At 73.0% G+C, this 14,921-nt stretch carries 17 protein-coding genes; 7 read left to right on the top strand and 10 right to left on the bottom strand.

What is annotated here, in order from left to right:
- On the top strand, positions 1–264 hold the full coding sequence (locus TNCT6_RS31810; RefSeq protein WP_141364552.1) for a DUF5133 domain-containing protein: 264 nt from the start codon (positions 1–3) through the stop codon (positions 262–264).
- 46 nt (positions 265–310) lie between these two features.
- Here the strand turns inward: TNCT6_RS31810 and tgmB are convergent, their stop codons facing one another.
- The 3 genes from tgmB to TNCT6_RS31825 all read right to left on the bottom strand — a co-directional run bounded on the left by tgmB (position 311) and on the right by TNCT6_RS31825 (position 1,981).
- Positions 311–1,294 (bottom strand): ATP-grasp ribosomal peptide maturase, encoded by a 984-nt coding sequence (tgmB, locus tag TNCT6_RS31815; RefSeq protein ID WP_141364555.1) that lies wholly within the window; start codon positions 1,292–1,294, stop codon positions 311–313.
- A 14-nt stretch (positions 1,295–1,308) separates the two neighbouring features.
- Positions 1,309–1,500, bottom strand: coding sequence for a putative ATP-grasp-modified RiPP (gene tgmA / locus TNCT6_RS31820; protein ID WP_141364557.1), 192 nt, complete (start codon positions 1,498–1,500; stop codon positions 1,309–1,311).
- A 121-nt stretch (positions 1,501–1,621) separates the two neighbouring features.
- Positions 1,622–1,981: a DUF1232 domain-containing protein gene (locus tag TNCT6_RS31825; protein ID WP_225079453.1), complete on the bottom strand. Its 360-nt coding sequence runs from the start codon at positions 1,979–1,981 to the stop codon at positions 1,622–1,624.
- Positions 1,982–2,182: 201 nt separating this feature from the next.
- Here TNCT6_RS31825 and TNCT6_RS31830 point away from each other — a divergent pair, with 201 nt between their 5' ends.
- Positions 2,183–3,220, top strand: a complete 1,038-nt coding sequence (locus tag TNCT6_RS31830; RefSeq protein ID WP_172633115.1) for a hypothetical protein — start codon at positions 2,183–2,185, stop codon at positions 3,218–3,220.
- 191 nt (positions 3,221–3,411) lie between these two features.
- Here TNCT6_RS31830 and TNCT6_RS31835 read toward each other — a convergent pair whose 3' ends face one another.
- Positions 3,412–4,644 (bottom strand): hypothetical protein, encoded by a 1,233-nt coding sequence (locus tag TNCT6_RS31835; RefSeq protein ID WP_141364559.1) that lies wholly within the window; start codon positions 4,642–4,644, stop codon positions 3,412–3,414.
- Positions 4,645–5,126: 482 nt separating this feature from the next.
- Between TNCT6_RS31835 and TNCT6_RS31840 the strand changes: the two genes are divergently transcribed.
- A complete protein-coding gene (locus TNCT6_RS31840; RefSeq protein WP_172633116.1) occupies positions 5,127–5,360 on the top strand; it encodes a chaplin in 234 nt (77 codons plus the stop codon).
- A gap of 147 nt (positions 5,361–5,507) precedes the next feature.
- Here the strand turns inward: TNCT6_RS31840 and TNCT6_RS31845 are convergent, their stop codons facing one another.
- Positions 5,508–6,872: an FAD-dependent oxidoreductase gene (locus TNCT6_RS31845; protein ID WP_141364561.1), complete on the bottom strand. Its 1,365-nt coding sequence runs from the start codon at positions 6,870–6,872 to the stop codon at positions 5,508–5,510.
- A 158-nt stretch (positions 6,873–7,030) separates the two neighbouring features.
- Here TNCT6_RS31845 and TNCT6_RS31850 point away from each other — a divergent pair, with 158 nt between their 5' ends.
- Positions 7,031–7,954 (top strand): DMT family transporter, encoded by a 924-nt coding sequence (locus tag TNCT6_RS31850; RefSeq protein ID WP_141364563.1) that lies wholly within the window; start codon positions 7,031–7,033, stop codon positions 7,952–7,954.
- Between the two features lie 20 nt (positions 7,955–7,974).
- Here TNCT6_RS31850 and TNCT6_RS31855 read toward each other — a convergent pair whose 3' ends face one another.
- Positions 7,975–8,820: a SigB/SigF/SigG family RNA polymerase sigma factor gene (locus tag TNCT6_RS31855; protein WP_141364565.1), complete on the bottom strand. Its 846-nt coding sequence runs from the start codon at positions 8,818–8,820 to the stop codon at positions 7,975–7,977.
- A gap of 331 nt (positions 8,821–9,151) precedes the next feature.
- Here TNCT6_RS31855 and TNCT6_RS31860 point away from each other — a divergent pair, with 331 nt between their 5' ends.
- From TNCT6_RS31860 to TNCT6_RS31870, 3 genes are all read left to right on the top strand, one after another.
- On the top strand, positions 9,152–9,406 hold the full coding sequence (locus TNCT6_RS31860; protein WP_141364567.1) for a hypothetical protein: 255 nt from the start codon (positions 9,152–9,154) through the stop codon (positions 9,404–9,406).
- Between the two features lie 13 nt (positions 9,407–9,419).
- The gene (locus tag TNCT6_RS31865; protein WP_253266294.1) at positions 9,420–10,919 is read left to right on the top strand and encodes an MFS transporter; all 1,500 of its coding nucleotides are present in this window, start codon (positions 9,420–9,422) and stop codon (positions 10,917–10,919) included.
- 110 nt (positions 10,920–11,029) lie between these two features.
- Complete coding sequence (locus TNCT6_RS31870) at positions 11,030–11,203, top strand: CsbD family protein (protein ID WP_141364572.1); 174 nt, start codon at positions 11,030–11,032, stop codon at positions 11,201–11,203.
- A 96-nt stretch (positions 11,204–11,299) separates the two neighbouring features.
- Here the strand turns inward: TNCT6_RS31870 and TNCT6_RS31875 are convergent, their stop codons facing one another.
- The 4 genes from TNCT6_RS31875 to TNCT6_RS31890 form a co-directional block, all read right to left on the bottom strand.
- Positions 11,300–12,967 carry an MFS transporter gene (locus TNCT6_RS31875; RefSeq protein ID WP_253266472.1) on the bottom strand — a complete coding sequence of 556 codons (1,668 nt, stop codon included), beginning with the start codon at positions 12,965–12,967 and terminating at the stop codon, positions 11,300–11,302.
- An 83-nt stretch (positions 12,968–13,050) separates the two neighbouring features.
- Positions 13,051–13,554 carry a MarR family winged helix-turn-helix transcriptional regulator gene (locus TNCT6_RS31880; protein ID WP_141364574.1) on the bottom strand — a complete coding sequence of 168 codons (504 nt, stop codon included), beginning with the start codon at positions 13,552–13,554 and terminating at the stop codon, positions 13,051–13,053.
- A 147-nt stretch (positions 13,555–13,701) separates the two neighbouring features.
- Positions 13,702–14,238, bottom strand: a complete 537-nt coding sequence (locus TNCT6_RS31885) for a hypothetical protein (RefSeq protein WP_141364576.1) — start codon at positions 14,236–14,238, stop codon at positions 13,702–13,704.
- Positions 14,239–14,299: 61 nt separating this feature from the next.
- A complete protein-coding gene (locus TNCT6_RS31890) occupies positions 14,300–14,845 on the bottom strand; it encodes a DoxX family protein (RefSeq protein ID WP_141364578.1) in 546 nt (181 codons plus the stop codon).
- Positions 14,846–14,921: the final 76 nt, after the last annotated feature.

The following is a 14,921-nucleotide window of genomic DNA, read 5'->3' on the forward strand; positions in this document are numbered from 1 at the left end:
GTGCTGGTTCCGGACCCGAAGGTCGTCAGGACGTTGCTGACTCGGTACGCATCGCTGAAGATCGCTCAGGCGGAGAGGGAGCGGGCCGAGACGGCCCGGGAGCTGGAGGACGTCAGCTACACCTTGTGCGTCATGATGGGGACCACCGGCATCCACGAGGCCATCGGCAGGGCGGACGCCCTGCTGCTCGCCCCCGGACGCGCGGCGGACGCGGACGTGAGCACCGACGCCGACGGGGGCGGCGCCCTGCCCCTGGCGGTCTGATCCCGCGGCAGACGTACGGGCGCTTCCCTGGCACGGCGTGCCGCTGTCAAGGAGCGGCCGTACGCCTGCCGTTGGCGTGTTCGCGCTCCCGCGGCCCGGGGCAGGCCAGCCACTCGGCGATGGTCCGGGCGATCGGCTGGCCGGTCTCCACCTCGACGAACCCGAACTGGCCGGACTGATTGCACTCCAGGAACCACCACGTGCCGTCGGCGTCCTCGGCGAAGTCGAAGGCGCCGTAGGACAGTTGGGCCTGCCGCAGATAGGCGAGCACTGCCGCGGCCACACGCCGCGGGACCTCGGCCGGCCGCCACGGCGTCCCGGACGTGGCGAACCGGACGTCCACCTCCCCGGGGTCGGCGTCCGCCGGGGTCGCCTTGCGGGCGGCCAGCAGCGTGTCGCCGACCGCCGTCAACCGGATGTCGGCGCGCTTGGCGATCCTGCGCTGCAGCAGGGTCGGGCCGTAGGCCACCGCGCCGAAGTCCGTGTCCGGGGCGACCCGGCTGGTCGGCACCGCCCTCGGCGGCTCCTGCGGATGCGCGCCGGAGACCGGCTTGACCACCAGGTCCGGGAACCGTTCGGCGAACTCCCGGGCGGCCTGCGGGAAGGTGGTGATGAGCGTGGCCGGCACCGGCAGGCCGCTGCGCTGGGCGAGCCGCAGCTGCCAGGGCTTGTGCCGGGCCCGCCCGGCCGCGTCCGGATGGTTCATCCAGCGGGCTCCGCAGCCGCGCAGCATTCCGTACAGCGCCTGTGCCGCCTCCTCGGTCAGCCACGCGGACGGCTGGTTCGCACGGGCGGCCGGAGTTCCGGGTCTGCGCACCCAGACCGCGCGCAGGCGGCTCAGGCTCACCAGCCGTCCGCCGACCGACAGATGGCCGTCGAAGGAGCCGTGGACGTACTCGCCCGACAGGGCGGCGCCCGCGGTCAGGTCGGCCGGATCCAGCCGGACCACCGGAGTCGAGGAGGCGTTCAGGTGCATCACCACCATGTCCGCCGTCACGTCCTCCTCGCCGGTGAGGATCAGTACGGTCATCTCCGCGGCCGTGTTCAGTCGTCGAAGTGCGTCTTGGAGCCCGCCGTGGAGGTCGTGGTGCCCAGCTCTCTCAGCAGCGCGTGGTCGGATGCGGCGATCCGCCCGTCCATGAGAACGTTCAACTGCAGCCCGGAGTCGTAGGCGTACGGCGTGGCGGCGTCCCGTTCCACTGCCGGACGAGCGTAGTTGAGCGCGAACGGTTGCATCGTCTCTCCCCTGTCGGTGCAGCCGCGACCAAGCGGTGGTGCTGCTTGTGGCGTCGCTTGGCCCGCTGACTTCGTTTCGGGTTCCCGAGACTTATACGAATCGAACGAGTGAATGGTTTCCTTACGGAGCGTAGTCCTTGGCGTCCGGCTGTCCGCGACGCCCGAAAAGTCCGGGTCGCCGCGCCAGGGCGGGCAGCTGGTCGCCGCCGGCGGCGTGCAGTGAACGCAGGGCCAGGAGCAGGACGCCGATGTCGTCGAGGTACACCGGGTCGGGCAACAGGTCCGTGGGCAGGACGAGATAGAGGACGGCACCCCAGAAGACCCAGCGCGGCCCCGTCGGCAGGCCGGCACGGCGCAGCTCCCGCCGGGTGCGCACCAGACGCCTGAGCAGTACGACGGCCATGGCCAGCACGGCGGCCAAGGCCAGCGCGACGGCCGCGATGACGGCGGTCATGAGCAGCACCTTCGCGGTGGAGTCCACGGTTCGTGCCCTTCCTCGTCGTGCCGCTCACCGGCGCATCTCCTTGTCTGATGCCCGGCTGCGGCGTTTCCATGAGCGGATGTCACCCCGCTGCGTCGTCCCGGTGGCGCGCCCGGCGACAGCCCCCTTGTAATGGCGGGGTAAAGGCGTGTCGCGCTTCGGGGGTGCAGGAGCGGCCGCACCCCTGCCATGGAGCCCAGCATGACCACCCGCTCTTCACCATCCCAGACGAACCAGGCCGTCATCGACCTCACCGACGAGATCCACTGGTCCGGGCCGCCCGGCGGCATGGCGGGACGCGGCGACGGCGAGAGCGCGGCCGGTGATCCGGTCGGCGGCCTCGTCCGGGCGGCGGTCGACGATCGGCCCCTGGAGGAGGTCCTCCGGCTCGTCACCCTGCTGGAGGGATCGCCCGAGCACGCCGAGGCCGTCCGGCACGCCCTGCGCGCCGTCGCCCTGGACCGGCCCGTGGAGGACGTCGCCCGCCTGGTCGCCGAGCTGACCCGGCCGCCGCGGCCGGCCGACAGCGCCGACGAAACGATCCGCGCCGCGGTCGGCGGCCGCTGCGTCGCGGACGTCACCCGGCTGGTGGTGCTGCTGCATCGGCCGCCGCAACTGCCGCACTGCGGCCGGGCGGCGATCCGCGCGGCCGCCGCGGGCCGCACGGTCGAGGATCTCGTGGAGCTGATCGGGCGGCTGGCACGGGAGCGGTCCGACGAACCGTACGACGAACCGGGTGCGACGCCCGGCGTGGCCGCGGGCGAGGAGCAGACGGCCGCGGGCGAGCCCGGCGAGCGGCCCGCAAGGCCCGCCTTCTGGCCCAGCTGGATGGCCGCGGCGGCCCTCGTGGTGTGCGGCGCGGCCTACTTCCCGCTGCGCTGGCAGGGGGTCCCCCTGCTCGTCTGCCTCCTCGCCCTCACCGTGTCGGGGCTGTGCGGACTGCTGGCCGTGTCGCTGGCCCTGCGCGCCGGAGTGGCGGCCCTGGTGGCGGGAGCGGTCGTCCCGGCGGTGCTGGCCGGAGTCGGCTATGTCGAGGGCAGGTTCGCCCCGGCGCAGGTCTCCCGAGCCCTGGCGATCACGGTGGCACCACCGCTGAGCGCCGGACTCACCGCGGTGTGCGCGTCGCTGGCCAGTCTGGCCGCGCTCTCGCTGCTGCTCATGGTGCAGGCGGCCGAGCGACATCCGCCGCCCCGGCCGGCCGGACTGGGCTCACGGGCCGTCAACCCGCCTGCCCCGTGAACCGCTTGCCCGGTGCCGGGAAGGGCTCGTTCGGAAACGAACACCCGTGGCCCGGCGGACGGCGCCGCCCGCGAGGGAGCCGCTCCGCCGCGGCGCGTCCGGGCGGCCTCCCGGACGTGCCGCCGCGCGGACCGCGTGTCCGCGCCGCGGCGCCCGGCGAGTCCGGGCATCCGTGCCGCTGTGGACCGGGTTCAGTCCCCGGTCCGCGGCTTCGAGCCTCCGGCCGGTGGGGACGTGCCGGCGTCCCCACCGGCCGGAGATCCGCCATCGTCGTCGGGGGCCGCACCGGCCTTCGACCGCCGCTCGGGCGTGGTGCCCGGGCGCAGCGACAGGGCGGTGCCCTTCAGGCGTCCCAGTCCGCGTGCCAACTGCTGGAAGGGGGACCCCGCGGCCGTACGGGCCTGCTTCCCGGCGGGCAGCGTGCCCTCGGCCTCCGACTCCCGGTACACGGCGAGGGCCTCGTGGGCGCGCTCGGCGGCCTCCCGGTACAGGTCCCGGGACTTCGTCATCGCCTCCAGGGCCTCGGAGTACATGGTGACGAGCTCGCGCGCCCGGGCGAGTTCTTCTTCCAGGGTCAGTAGCTGCCATTCCTCGCGCAGCGCGGTGAGGGCCCGGTCGGCGCCGTTCGGCAGGGGCCTGGGCAGCGCGGCGAAACGCTTGACGGCGTCGATGAGTTCGGTGGGTTCCGTGCCGTCCAGGAAGACGCTGCGCACCGAGAAGTCCTGTGCGTCGTAGCCGGGTGGCGGCGGACTGCCCGGCAGGACCAGGGCGCCGCCGCGGGGCAACCGGACGCCGAAGTCGTCCAGCACCCAGTTCACGGCCCTGAACCGGTGCGGCGCGGCCCGGTGCTCCACCACCCGGTGCCGCAGGCCCTCGGGCAGCACCCGCACCACCGCCGCCCGGCCGCGCTCGTCGGGCGTCATGGCCTCGTGGACGACGAGGTGCAGCGTCCAGGTGTCCCGCGCCGCGTGCCGCAGGACCCGCCTGAGCTCCTTGTCGTCGTCCGGGAGGGGAGTGACCTCCCCGAGCCGCAGCCCGGTGACGGCCTCGTACTCCCAGCCGGCGTCGGGGCCCTGCGGCCAGAACATGGTCGCGGGGGAGGGCCACCGCGGGTCCCACGGCTGCTCCGCCTCCGCGATCAGCACCCACTCGCGCCCCAGTCCGGAACCGGAGCCGGCGAGGGGCGACAGAGCGAGCCGGGCCCGTACGGTCACCTCGCCGGGCACCAGCCAGCGGGCCTCGAAGACCTTCTCGCCGCCGGGGCCGGTGGGCTCCGGTTCGAGGTGGTCGTGGATGACGTCGTCGGCCTTGAGCCGCTTCAGGTGGCGCCGCACGACGTCCTCCGCGGCGGGCCCGGCGTGGCGGCCGCGGGCCGGCCACACCGTGGGCGGGGTCGCGGGGCGGGGGGAGGGAGAGTTCGACATGAGCCAATCTGAGAGCGAGGACGGCGGGTGCGTTCAGTATCGCCAAGCCGGATCATGCCCGGTCGCGCGGGGTCGGCGCCCGTCCCGCCGTGGCGGCGGCGCCGGCCGCCCACGGCCGTGCGCGTGCCGTGGCGAGGCGTTCTCCGTGGTCAGCCGGTCCGGGCGAAGGTCCGGCCGGCCTGCCGGTGACGTCCACGGCGAGTACCCGGAGGGCGGCGGCACGGCGTTGACGCGGGCGCCGAAGCCGGGAACTCCGGCAGGGCCGACGTCCTCCTGTCGCAGGGGCCCCGGTCCCCGGCCGTCCGGTCACGATCCGTCACCTCTCCCGGCGAGGCGTTACCCGTGCCGCCTTCCCCGTTCGGAGCATGTCACGCCCTGTGAGGCTGACAGTCCTACTGCATTCGGCGGTGGAACGGTGTTCTGCGGCGCCCGGGACCCTCACCGTGGGAACGCCCGTGTTCTTCGAGCGACAGGAGTTCTCCATGAGGATCAGAATGACGGCTGCCGCGGCCCTGGCCGGTGCGGCCCTGATGACGTGCGCGGGAACCGCCGCGGCCGACGCCGGCGCGATCGGTACCGCCAGCAACAGCCCGGGAGTGCTCTCCGGCAACGTCATCCAGGTCCCCCTCGACCTCGGCTTCAACCTGTGCGGCAACTCGGTCAACCTGATCGGCCTGCTCAACCCCGCCGTCGGGAACGCGTGCGCGAACAGCTAAGAGCGACCCCTGGCGGGGCGGTGCGCGTCCGGCGCACCGCGTCCCGTGAAACGGAACGAGCCGTGCCCTGCCAGGGCACGGCTCGTTCCGTTCGGGCTCCGCACGCGGTCCGCCGGGCGGTCCCTGCCCGGCGGCGGGCGTGCCGGACTACGCGCCGCTCGCGCGGAGCATGTCCTCGCGTTCGACGATCTTCACGCGCTCGCGGCCCTGCGGCTCGCCCAGGGCCTTCTCCGCGGCGTTCAGCCGGTGCCAGCCGTCCCACGTGGTGAAGCGGACGTTCCGCTCGGCGAGGAAGGCGTCGACGGCCTCGGGGGCGGGCGAGGCAGGGGTGTCCAGGCGCCCGTTCGCGAAGTCGTCCAGCAGGTTGGCGACCGTCTCGTTGGCGTCGCCCTTGGTGTGGCCGATGAGGCCCACGGGGCCGCGCCGGATCCACCCGGTGACGTACAGGGACCGCACGTGCTCGCCGGACTCGGCGACGATCCGCCCGCCCTCGTCCGGGACCGTGCCCGACTCCAGGTCCCAGGGCAGCTTGGGCAGCTTGTCGGAGAGGTAGCCCACGGCCCGGTACACGGCCGTGACGTCCCAGTCCTTGAAGGTGCCGGTGCCCTTGACGTTGCCGGTGCCGTCGAGCGCGGTGCGCTCGGTGCGCAGGCCCACGACCCTGCCGCCCTCGCCGAGGACCTCGGCCGGGGACTCGAAGAAGTGCAGGAACAGCTTGTGCGGCCGGTCGCCGACGTCGCGGATCGCCCAGTTCTCCAGCGTCTTGGCGACCATGTCGGCCTGCTTGTTGCCCCGCCGGGTCGCGATGGAGCCCTCGTCGTAGTCGATGTCCTCGGGGTCGACGACGACCTCGATCGACGGGGAGTGGTCCAGCTCCCGCAGCTCCATCGGGCTGAACTTCGCCTGCGCCGGGCCCCGGCGGCCGAACACGTGGATCTCCACCGCCTCGTTGGCCTTCAGGCCCTCGTGCACGTTCGGCGGGATCTCGGTCGGCAGCAGCTCGTCGGCCGTCTTGGCCAGGATGCGGGCCACGTCGAGGGCGACGTTGCCTACCCCGAGCACGGCGACCTTCCGCGCCGTCAGCGGCCAGGTGCGCGGTACGTCCGGGTGCCCGTCGTACCAGGAGACGAAGTCCGCGGCGCCGTACGAGCCGTCCAGCTCGATGCCGGGTATGGGCAGCGCCCGGTCGGCCGTCGCGCCGGTGGAGAAGATCACGGCGTCGTAGAACGCGCGCAGGTCGTCCAGGCTGATGTCGCCCGGGTAGTCGACGTTGCCGAAGAGCCGGATCTGCGGCTTGTCGAGCACCTGGTGGAGGGCCGTGACGATGCCCTTGATGCGCGGGTGGTCGGGGGCGACTCCGTAGCGGATCAGGCCGAACGGGGCCGGCATGCGCTCGAAGAGGTCGATGGACACGCCCGGCTCGGTGGCCACGTCGGACTTGAGGAGGGCGTCGGCGGCGTAGATCCCGGCGGGGCCGGCTCCGACGATGGCTACCCGCAGGGGGCGGGGCATGATCAGGTTCCCTTCGAGCGAGGATGGTCGACTCGTCGGCAACCCTAAACTAAGGCAAGCCTAAGTTGGTACGCGGGTCCGGTCTATGGGCTCATAAGGCCGATTTATGGCTTGCCCGACGGCAGGACGGCACGGCGCCGGTCGGGCATGGTGGACCTGTGATCGGGTTGGCTGCGTGCTTCGCCGTCATGGGGGCCGCCAGCAACGCCATGGGCACGGCCTTCCAGCGCAAGGCGGCCTCCACCGTCGCGCGCGGCGGCGGACTGCGCCTGCTGCTCGCCCTGGCGCGCCGCCCCGCCTGGCTGGCGGGCATCGGCGGGGTGATGGGGGCCGCCCTGTTCCAGGCCCTCGCGCTGGTGAACGGCCCGATGGCGCTCGTGCAGCCCCTGTTCATCCTGGAACTGCCCTTCGCCCTGCTCATCGCCGCTCCCTTGATGCACCGCAGGCTGCCCCGAGCGGGCTGGTGGGGTGTGGCGGGCATGGTCGGCGGCCTCACGCTGGTCCTGGTCTCGGCCGCGCCCTCCGGGGCCCGGGACCAGGCGTCCATGATGCGGTGGGTCCCGGCCCTGGCGGTGTGTCTCGGGGCGATGGCGGCGGCGGTGGTCCTCGCCCGGCCGGGACGCCCCTCCCTGTTCCGCGCCGCCGTGCTGGCCGCGGCCGCCGCCATCGGCAACGCCCTGACCGCCGCCCTGCTGAAGTCGGCGGCCGGCACCCTGGACAGCTCCGGCCTCGCGGTCTTCCTCACCACCTGGCAGACGTACGGTTTCGCCCTCACCGGGGTCGGCGCCCTGTTGCTGCTGGAGAACTCCCTCCAGGCCGGCTCGCTGGCCGCCTCCCAGCCGGCGCTGACGCTCGGCGACGCGACGGTGAGCCTGCTGCTGGGCGTCACGCTCTTCGGCGAGCAGATCCGCACGGGCTGGTGGCTCCTGCCGGAGCTGATCGGTGCCGGGCTGATCCTGTGGGGCGTCCTGCGCCTCATCCACGTGGTCCCGCACGCCCAGCAGACCCTGGTCGGCGACGGCCGAGCGGCCGGCAGCCCCGCCGGCCGCCCCGCCCCACCGGAGCGCGCGTCCGGGTCCTGAGGTCCGGTCGGGGCCGTGGTTCAGCGGCTGGTCAGCAGGCCCTGCCGCAGCCGGCCCAGCAGCCGGTTGAGCAGGCGGGACACATGCATCTGGGAGATGCCCAGGCGCTCCCCGATCTGTGCCTGGGTGAGTTCCTCGACGAACCGCATGTGGATGATCAGCCGGTCCCGCTCGTCGAGTTCCGCGAGCAGCGGAGCCAGGCTGTGGATGTCCTCCACGAGTTCCAAGCCGGTGTCCTCGGCGCCGATGAAGTCGGCGAGGACGTTCTCGCCCTCCTCGCTGCCGCTGACGGCGGCGTCCAGGGAGGCGGAGGTGTAGCCGTTGGAGGCCACCATCGCGTCGACGACCTCCTGCTCGGGCAGGTTCATCAGCTCCGCGAGCTCCACGGTCGTGGGCTTGCGGCCCAGCCGGCTGCCGAGCTCCTCGGTGGCCTTGGCCAGCTCGACGCGGGCCTCCTGCAACCGGCGCGGGACGTGCACGGCCCAGGAGGTGTCGCGGAAGAAACGCTTGATCTCGCCGACGATGTACGGCACGGCGAAGGACGTGAACTCCACCTCGCGGGCGAGCTCGAACCGGTCGATCGCCTTGATCAGCCCGATCATGCCGACCTGGACGATGTCCTCCATCTCCTGCGGGCCCCGGCTGCGGAAGCGGCCGGCCGCGTAGCGGACCAGGGACATGTTCATCTCGATCAGCGTGTTGCGGGCGTACTGGTGCTCGGGCGTGCCCTCCTCCAGCTTCGCCAGCCGGTCGAAGAACAGGCGCGACAGGGCCCGCGCGTCGGTGGGCGCGACCTTTGAGGGGTCGGCCACCTCCGGCAGCTCCGTACGAGCCCGAGTCGCCTTCGCCTCCGTGGTCACCGCCATCGTGCGGCCCTCCCTCTCAGCCGGAACATCTTCAGTGCGCGTCCACCTTGTTGATCAAGGCGGACGCCGCAGCGCCTACCCCCGTGCGTACACCTCACACCCATATGTTTCCCCCTCTCACGCCGACGCGCCTGCCGAGCCGGGGTGGGAGGGACCGCCCGGCGGGGTGGTGCCGCCCAGGCGCGGCACGGCCGGCCCGGCTCACGGGAAGCGCCGGGCGATCTCCTCCGGACCGTCGGAAAGGAGCGTGCCGCCCGGGACGTTCAGCCGCCGGCCGGCGACGGGTTTGAACCCTCGGATCGCGTCAACGGGCACTGTATGGCCCAGCCGTGTGGAACGCGCGCTCGGCCTGCCGCCGGGCAGCGAACGCGACGCCGCGATCCACCACGCCCGCCAGGTGGTCGGGCGGGACCGCTGCGCCGCCGAGGCGGGCCGCCCGGCACTGGGCGAGGCTGCCGCGCACCTGGGCCGACGGGCCGAGCCCGTGCGGCAGTATGCGACGGCGACCGGCGGGGAACGCGGCTGGAGCGCGCCGATTCCGACCGCCGGTGCGTGCTTCGGCGGCGACCGGGAGGAGCCTTCGTGAACGAGGAGCCTTCGTGAACAGGGACGCGCGGGCAGGCGGACGCACCGGCGATACGGCGGGACTCGATCCGCGGCGCTGGAAGGCCCTGTGGGTCACGCTCGCCACCGGATTCATGAGCCTGCTCGACGTGACGATCGTGGCCGTGGCGCTGCCGTCGATGCAGCGGGACCTGAGCGCTTCGGCGGCCGCCGTGCAGTGGGTCGTCTCCGGCTACGCCCTGTCGTTCGCCCTCGCCCTGGTCCCGGCGGGCCGGCTCGGCGACGCGATGGGACGGCGCAGGATCTTTCTGTGGTCCCTGGCCGGTTTCGTGGTCTGCAGCGCGGGAGCGGGCGCCGCGCCCACGATCGCATGGCTCGTCGTGGCCCGGATCGCGCAGGGCGCCTGCGCGGGCTGCCTGGCCCCGCAGAACTCGGCGCTGATCCAGCAGATGTTCCGCGGCGCCGAGCGAGGCCGCGCCTTCGGTCTCTTCGGCGCCACGGTGGGCATCTCCAGCGCGGTGGGACCGGTCACCGGAGGCCTGATCCTGGCCCTGGCGCACGGCACCCAGGGATGGCGCTGGATCTTCTACGTCAACGTGCCGATCGGCGCGGTCGCGCTGCTGCTGGGCCTCCGGCTGCTGCCCCGCGTGGCGCGCGGCCGCCGGGAGAGCCTGGACCTGCCGGGCGTGGTCCTGCTGGGCGCCGGGGTGCTGGGCCTGATGCTGCCCCTGGTGTTCGCCGACAGCGGGGGACTGCGCCGGCTGTGGTGGCTGTTCCCGGTGGGCCTGGCGCTCCTGGCGGCCTTCGCCCGCTGGGAGGGGTGGGTCGCGGCGCGCGACGGCCGGCCGCTGCTGGATCCACGGCTGCTGACCTGCACGCGCGGCTACGCGGCGGGCACGTCGCTGGGCGCGCTGTACTTCGTGGGGTTCAGCGGGGTGTGGCTGGTGTTCGCCCTGTTCTTCCAGGACGGCCTCGGCTACGAGCCGTTGGACTCCGGTCTCGCGGTGACCCCGTTCGCCATCGGATCGGCGGCCGCGGCGGTGATCTCGGGCCGGCTGGTGGAGCGGTTCGGGCGGCTGCTGACCCTCTGGGGGCTGGTCACCGTCGTCGTCGGGCTGGGAGCCACCGCGCTGATCCTGCGGTCGGCTCCGCCGGGCGCCGAGGCGTGGTGGGCCGCACCCGCCCTGTTCGTGGGCGGCGTGGGCAGCGGCTGTGTCATCTCCCCGAACGTGACCATGACACTGAGTGACGTGCCGGTGCGGATGGCCGGGGCCGCGGGCGGCGCCCTGCAGACCGGACAACGGCTCGGGGGCGCGGTGGGCACGGCGGCCCTGCCGGGCCTGTACTACATGGTGCTCGCGGCGAACGGCAAGAACTACCACGATGCCGTCGCCCTCGCCGTGGGCTGCGCCCTCGTGGCCCTGCTGGGGGCCCTGGCCCTCGCCGTCCTCGACCTCCACCACGACCGGCACCCCCGCGGCCGGCGCGATGCGCGCGGGGTCCGAAGCGAGCACACCCGTGCGGGCCACGGCTGACCAGGGCCGGTCACCCGTCGTGATCGGGAGCGTGATCGGGAGGTTTGGCCGCCGCCCCGCCGAGCACCCGGAACATGACACCGACAGCGATGTGCTTGGAGTGAGCGACAGTGGCTGGTGACCAGAAGGGCAAGGCCAAGAAGGAACAGATGAAGGGCAAGGCCAAGGAGACGGTCGGCCGCGCGGTGGGCAACGAGAGGATGACCGCCGAGGGGCAGGCCGAGAAGGCCAAGGGCGACGCCCGTCAGGCCAAGGAGAAGACGAAGGACGTCTTCAAGCGTTGACCCCGGACGGCGAGGACGACGATCCGAGCGTCCTCGGACGCCCCCGGAGTGTCCTCAGCCGAATTCGGAGACCGCCTTCGGACGGCCCGAGCGCCCTCAGCGGGACCCCTGCTCGTCGAGCGAGGGTCCCGCCGGCGTGTTCCCGGGCAGTGGGGCCGCTCGCCGGGCCCCCTCGTCGGGCAGCCGGTGACGGCCGCGCAATGCCGAGGCCACGGCGGAGACGAGGGCCATCGCGGCGGCGACGCCGAAGACGATGGTCAGACCGTGGTGGAAGGGCCCGGAGACCAGCTGCGGGAAGAACGTGTGCCCGGTCAGGGCCTGCTGCTGCGCCGCGGGCAGCCGGTCGAGCGTTCCGCTCGGTCCGAGCAGGTGCTGTACGGGGTTGTCGCCGAGGAACGTGGCGAACAGCGTGCTCACCGGTGGCAGCGAGGCGGCGTGCTCGGCCGCGGCCGCCGGAACGCCGTGCGCCCGCAGCCCGTCGCTCAGCGCCGACGGCAGGGAGGACGCGAGCCCCGAGATCATCAGGGAGAAGAACACGCCGATGGACAGGGCGGTGCCGGAGTTCTGGAAGGTGGAGCGCATGCCCGAGGCCACGCCCCGGTACTCCGGCGGCACGCTGCCCATGATCGACGATGTGTTGGGCGCCGAGAACATGCCCTGGCCGAACCCGCTGACCAGCAGCAGCACCGCGAACGGCCCGTAGGCGAAGTCCACCGGCAGGGCCAGCAGACCGAGGAAGGACGCGGTCACCAGCAGCAGGCCGGTCGTGGAGAACAGCCGGGCGCCGAACCGGTCGGAGAGATAGCCGGAGACGGGACCGGCGAGCAGGAACCCCAAAGTCAGCGGGAGCATGAACATGCCCGCCCACAGCGGGGTGTCCTCGAAGTCGTAGCCGTGCAGGGGCAGCCAGATGCCCTGGAGCCAGATGATGAGCATGAACTGGAGCCCGCCGCGCGCGATCGCGGTCAGCAGTGCGGCCACGTTGCCCGCGGCGAACGCCCGCACCCGGAACAGCGCGAGGTGGAACATGGGCTCGGCCACGCGTGTCTCGATGAAGCAGAACAGGATCAGCAGGAAGCAGCCGCCCACCAGTCCGGCGAGGACCCACGGGTTGCCCCAGCCGGTGGCGTTCCCGCCGTAGGGTTGGATGCCGTAGGTGATCGCGGCGAGCAGGAACCCGGCACCCGCGGCGAAGGTGAGGTTGCCCGGCCAGTCCACGCGGCCGCGCCGTTCTGGGGCCGTCTCCCGCAGGCTCACGTAGGACCAGATGGTGCCGCCCACGCTGATCGGGACGCTCACCCAGAACACGGCACGCCAGTCGACGGTGGCGAGCAGCCCGCCCGCGAGCAGCCCGAGGAACTGGCCGGCCAGCGCGGTGATCTGGTTGACGCCCAGGGCCATCCCGCGCTGCCCGGCGGGGAAGGCGTCGGTGAGGATGGCGGCCGAGTTCGCGGTGAGCATCGAGCCGCCGAAGGCCTGCACCACCCGCCACAGGATCAGCCACAGCGCACCGGCCCCGGCCCTGAACGGGTCGAGGGACAGCGCGACGGACGCGCAGGCGAAGACCAGGAACCCCAGGTTGTAGATGCGCACCCGGCCGAACATGTCGCCGAGCCGGCCGAGCACGACCACCAGCACGGCCGAGACCAGCAGGTAGCCCAGGATCATCCACAGCAGATAGCTGATGTTGCCCGGCGCGAGCGGATCGAGCCCGATGCCGCGGAAGATCGCCGGCAGCGAGATGATCACGATGGAGGCGTCCATCGTGGCGATCAGCACACCGAGTGTGGTGTTCGACAGGGCGACCCACTTGTAGCCGGGGCCCACGGCGGCCGGCGTGCGGGGGGTCACAGCCGTTCCGCCAGCCGGTCGAGCAGGGGCAGCGCGGCGGCGAGCGTGCGCTGTTCCCGCGGTGTGAACTCCGCGATGGCGTCGGCGAGCCGGCGTACGGACTCGGTGCGCCGCGCGGCCAGCATGTCGCGCCCGGCGGCGGTGACGGCCACCACGCTGCGGCGCCGGTCGACGGCGTGGGGGGAGCGCAGGACCAGGCCGCGCTGTTCGAGGGCGGCGAGGGTCGCCGCCATCGCCTGCGGCCTGACGCGTTCCAGTTCGGCCAGCGAGCCCGGCGAGTCCGGGCCGTCGGCGGCCAGCCGGGCCAGCACCGACATGCCGGACAGCGACACGTCACCCACCGCGTGCGCCTGCCGCAGCCGCCGCGTGATCCGGGCGACGGCCACGCGCAGATCGGAGGCGAGGGGAGCCGTGCCTTCCGAGGCTTCGTGGCCTTCCTGGCTTTCCGTGCTTTCCGGAGGGTCGGCCGCGGTGCCGGCACCGACCTGTTCGACGTCCACGTAGTAACAATAGGTTTATCAGTCTGGACTGTTGAACCAAGCGTAGGTAATCGCTGGGCCATGCACGCACATGGGACGCGGAGGGGAAGCGGTCAGCGGCTCGCGGCCGCGGGTCCCTCGTCCCGCGAGTGGCACCGCGGGTGAGGATCAGCGGTCCCGGAAGACCTCGGCGGCCTGGAGCCTGCGCAGTTCCTCGACGATGCGCCGCTGCCGCCGGGCCCGTTCGAGCAGGTCGTCGAGCTGCTGCCGGTCCAGGCGCGTGTCGCGGTCGGCGAGCCCGCGCAGGACCTCCCAGACGCAGGCCTTGCCCTGCACGCCCATCTGCAGCAACTCCAGCTCCAGCAGGGAGGTCAGCGGAGAACGCCGTATCAGGCCGCCGTTGCTCTTCAGTCGCGCGGCCCTTTCACCGAGGCGGCCGGCGTACACCTTGTAGCGCCGTACGGGTATCCGGAGCCGGCGCATGATCTCCAGCAGGCTCCTGCGGTCCTCGGCGATCTCGGCCGCGATCGGGCCCAGCGCGTCGCCGATCTCCGAGCCCCGGCACGCCATGGCGAGGTGGCGGGAGCGGTCCGTACCCGCGGTGGCACCCGCCAGGTGGTCGTTGAGATAGATCCCGAGCAGGTCGTGACCGGACTGCCCGGTGAACACCGGAAGGCGGGCCCCGGCGCGGGCGTTCTCGTTCATCGCGTGTCCTCCTCGTCGCGGGAACCGCGGCCTTTCGCCGGTCAGCCGCGGACCTCGCCGTTCATGCCCCGTTCCGGGCGGGCAGCTTGGCGCGCAGGCCGCCGACCGCGGCGGCCGGGCGTGCGGTGGCCCGTACCGAGCGGCGCACCAGGCGTGCCTCGCGCCGCAGTTCGTGGGCCGTGTGACGGCCGCGCCACAGCAGGGACGGCGCGCCGCCGGTGTCGTCGGCCGCGATCAGCAGACCGCCCAGCATGGACAGGTTCTTCAGGAAGTGGATGCGCTGCTGGACGCGCCCGGCGTCGTCCTCCGCCTCCCAGAAGCGGTGTCCGGCCAGGGTGGTCGGCACCAGCGTCGCGGCCAGGGCGACGGCCGAGAGCCGCGGAAACCGCCCCAGGCCCAGCAGCACGCCCGCTACGACCTGTACGCCGCCGCTGAGCCGCACGACCTGCTCGGTGCGGTCCGGCAGCACCGCCACCCGCTCGGTGATCGGCCGTACGACGGGTTCGGCGACCTTCGCCACCGCCTCGGGACTGCGGAGGGAGTTCATGCCTCCGGCGACGAACATGGAGGCGAGCAGAGGACGACCGGTCACGCGCAGCAGACTCATGATTCTCTCCCAGGGGTGTGACGGTGTGAGGGGAGTACAGGTGTATACGGCGTCAGCCGGGTTCCCGGGCCGCGCG

This window comes from Streptomyces sp. 6-11-2 (genome assembly GCF_006540305.1).
In the GTDB taxonomy this organism is placed as follows: domain Bacteria; phylum Actinomycetota; class Actinomycetes; order Streptomycetales; family Streptomycetaceae; genus Streptomyces.

Bases quoted from the DNA above. Each gene is read 5' to 3' on its own strand.
- tgmB (WP_141364555.1), bottom strand. From the start codon at position 1,294: ATGACCGTACTGATCCTCACCGGCGAGGAGGACGTGACGGCGGACATG.
- tgmA (WP_141364557.1), bottom strand. From the start codon at position 1,500: ATGCAACCGTTCGCGCTCAACTACGCTCGTCCGGCAGTGGAACGGGAC.
- TNCT6_RS31830 (WP_172633115.1), top strand. From the start codon at position 2,183: ATGACCACCCGCTCTTCACCATCCCAGACGAACCAGGCCGTCATCGAC.
- TNCT6_RS31835 (WP_141364559.1), bottom strand. From the start codon at position 4,644: ATGTCGAACTCTCCCTCCCCCCGCCCCGCGACCCCGCCCACGGTGTGG.
- TNCT6_RS31840 (WP_172633116.1), top strand. From the start codon at position 5,127: ATGAGGATCAGAATGACGGCTGCCGCGGCCCTGGCCGGTGCGGCCCTG.
- TNCT6_RS31845 (WP_141364561.1), bottom strand. From the start codon at position 6,872: ATGCCCCGCCCCCTGCGGGTAGCCATCGTCGGAGCCGGCCCCGCCGGG.
- TNCT6_RS31855 (WP_141364565.1), bottom strand. From the start codon at position 8,820: ATGGCGGTGACCACGGAGGCGAAGGCGACTCGGGCTCGTACGGAGCTG.
- TNCT6_RS31875 (WP_253266472.1), bottom strand. From the start codon at position 12,967: ATGGACGCCTCCATCGTGATCATCTCGCTGCCGGCGATCTTCCGCGGC.
- TNCT6_RS31885 (WP_141364576.1), bottom strand. From the start codon at position 14,238: ATGAACGAGAACGCCCGCGCCGGGGCCCGCCTTCCGGTGTTCACCGGG.
- TNCT6_RS31890 (WP_141364578.1), bottom strand. From the start codon at position 14,845: ATGAGTCTGCTGCGCGTGACCGGTCGTCCTCTGCTCGCCTCCATGTTC.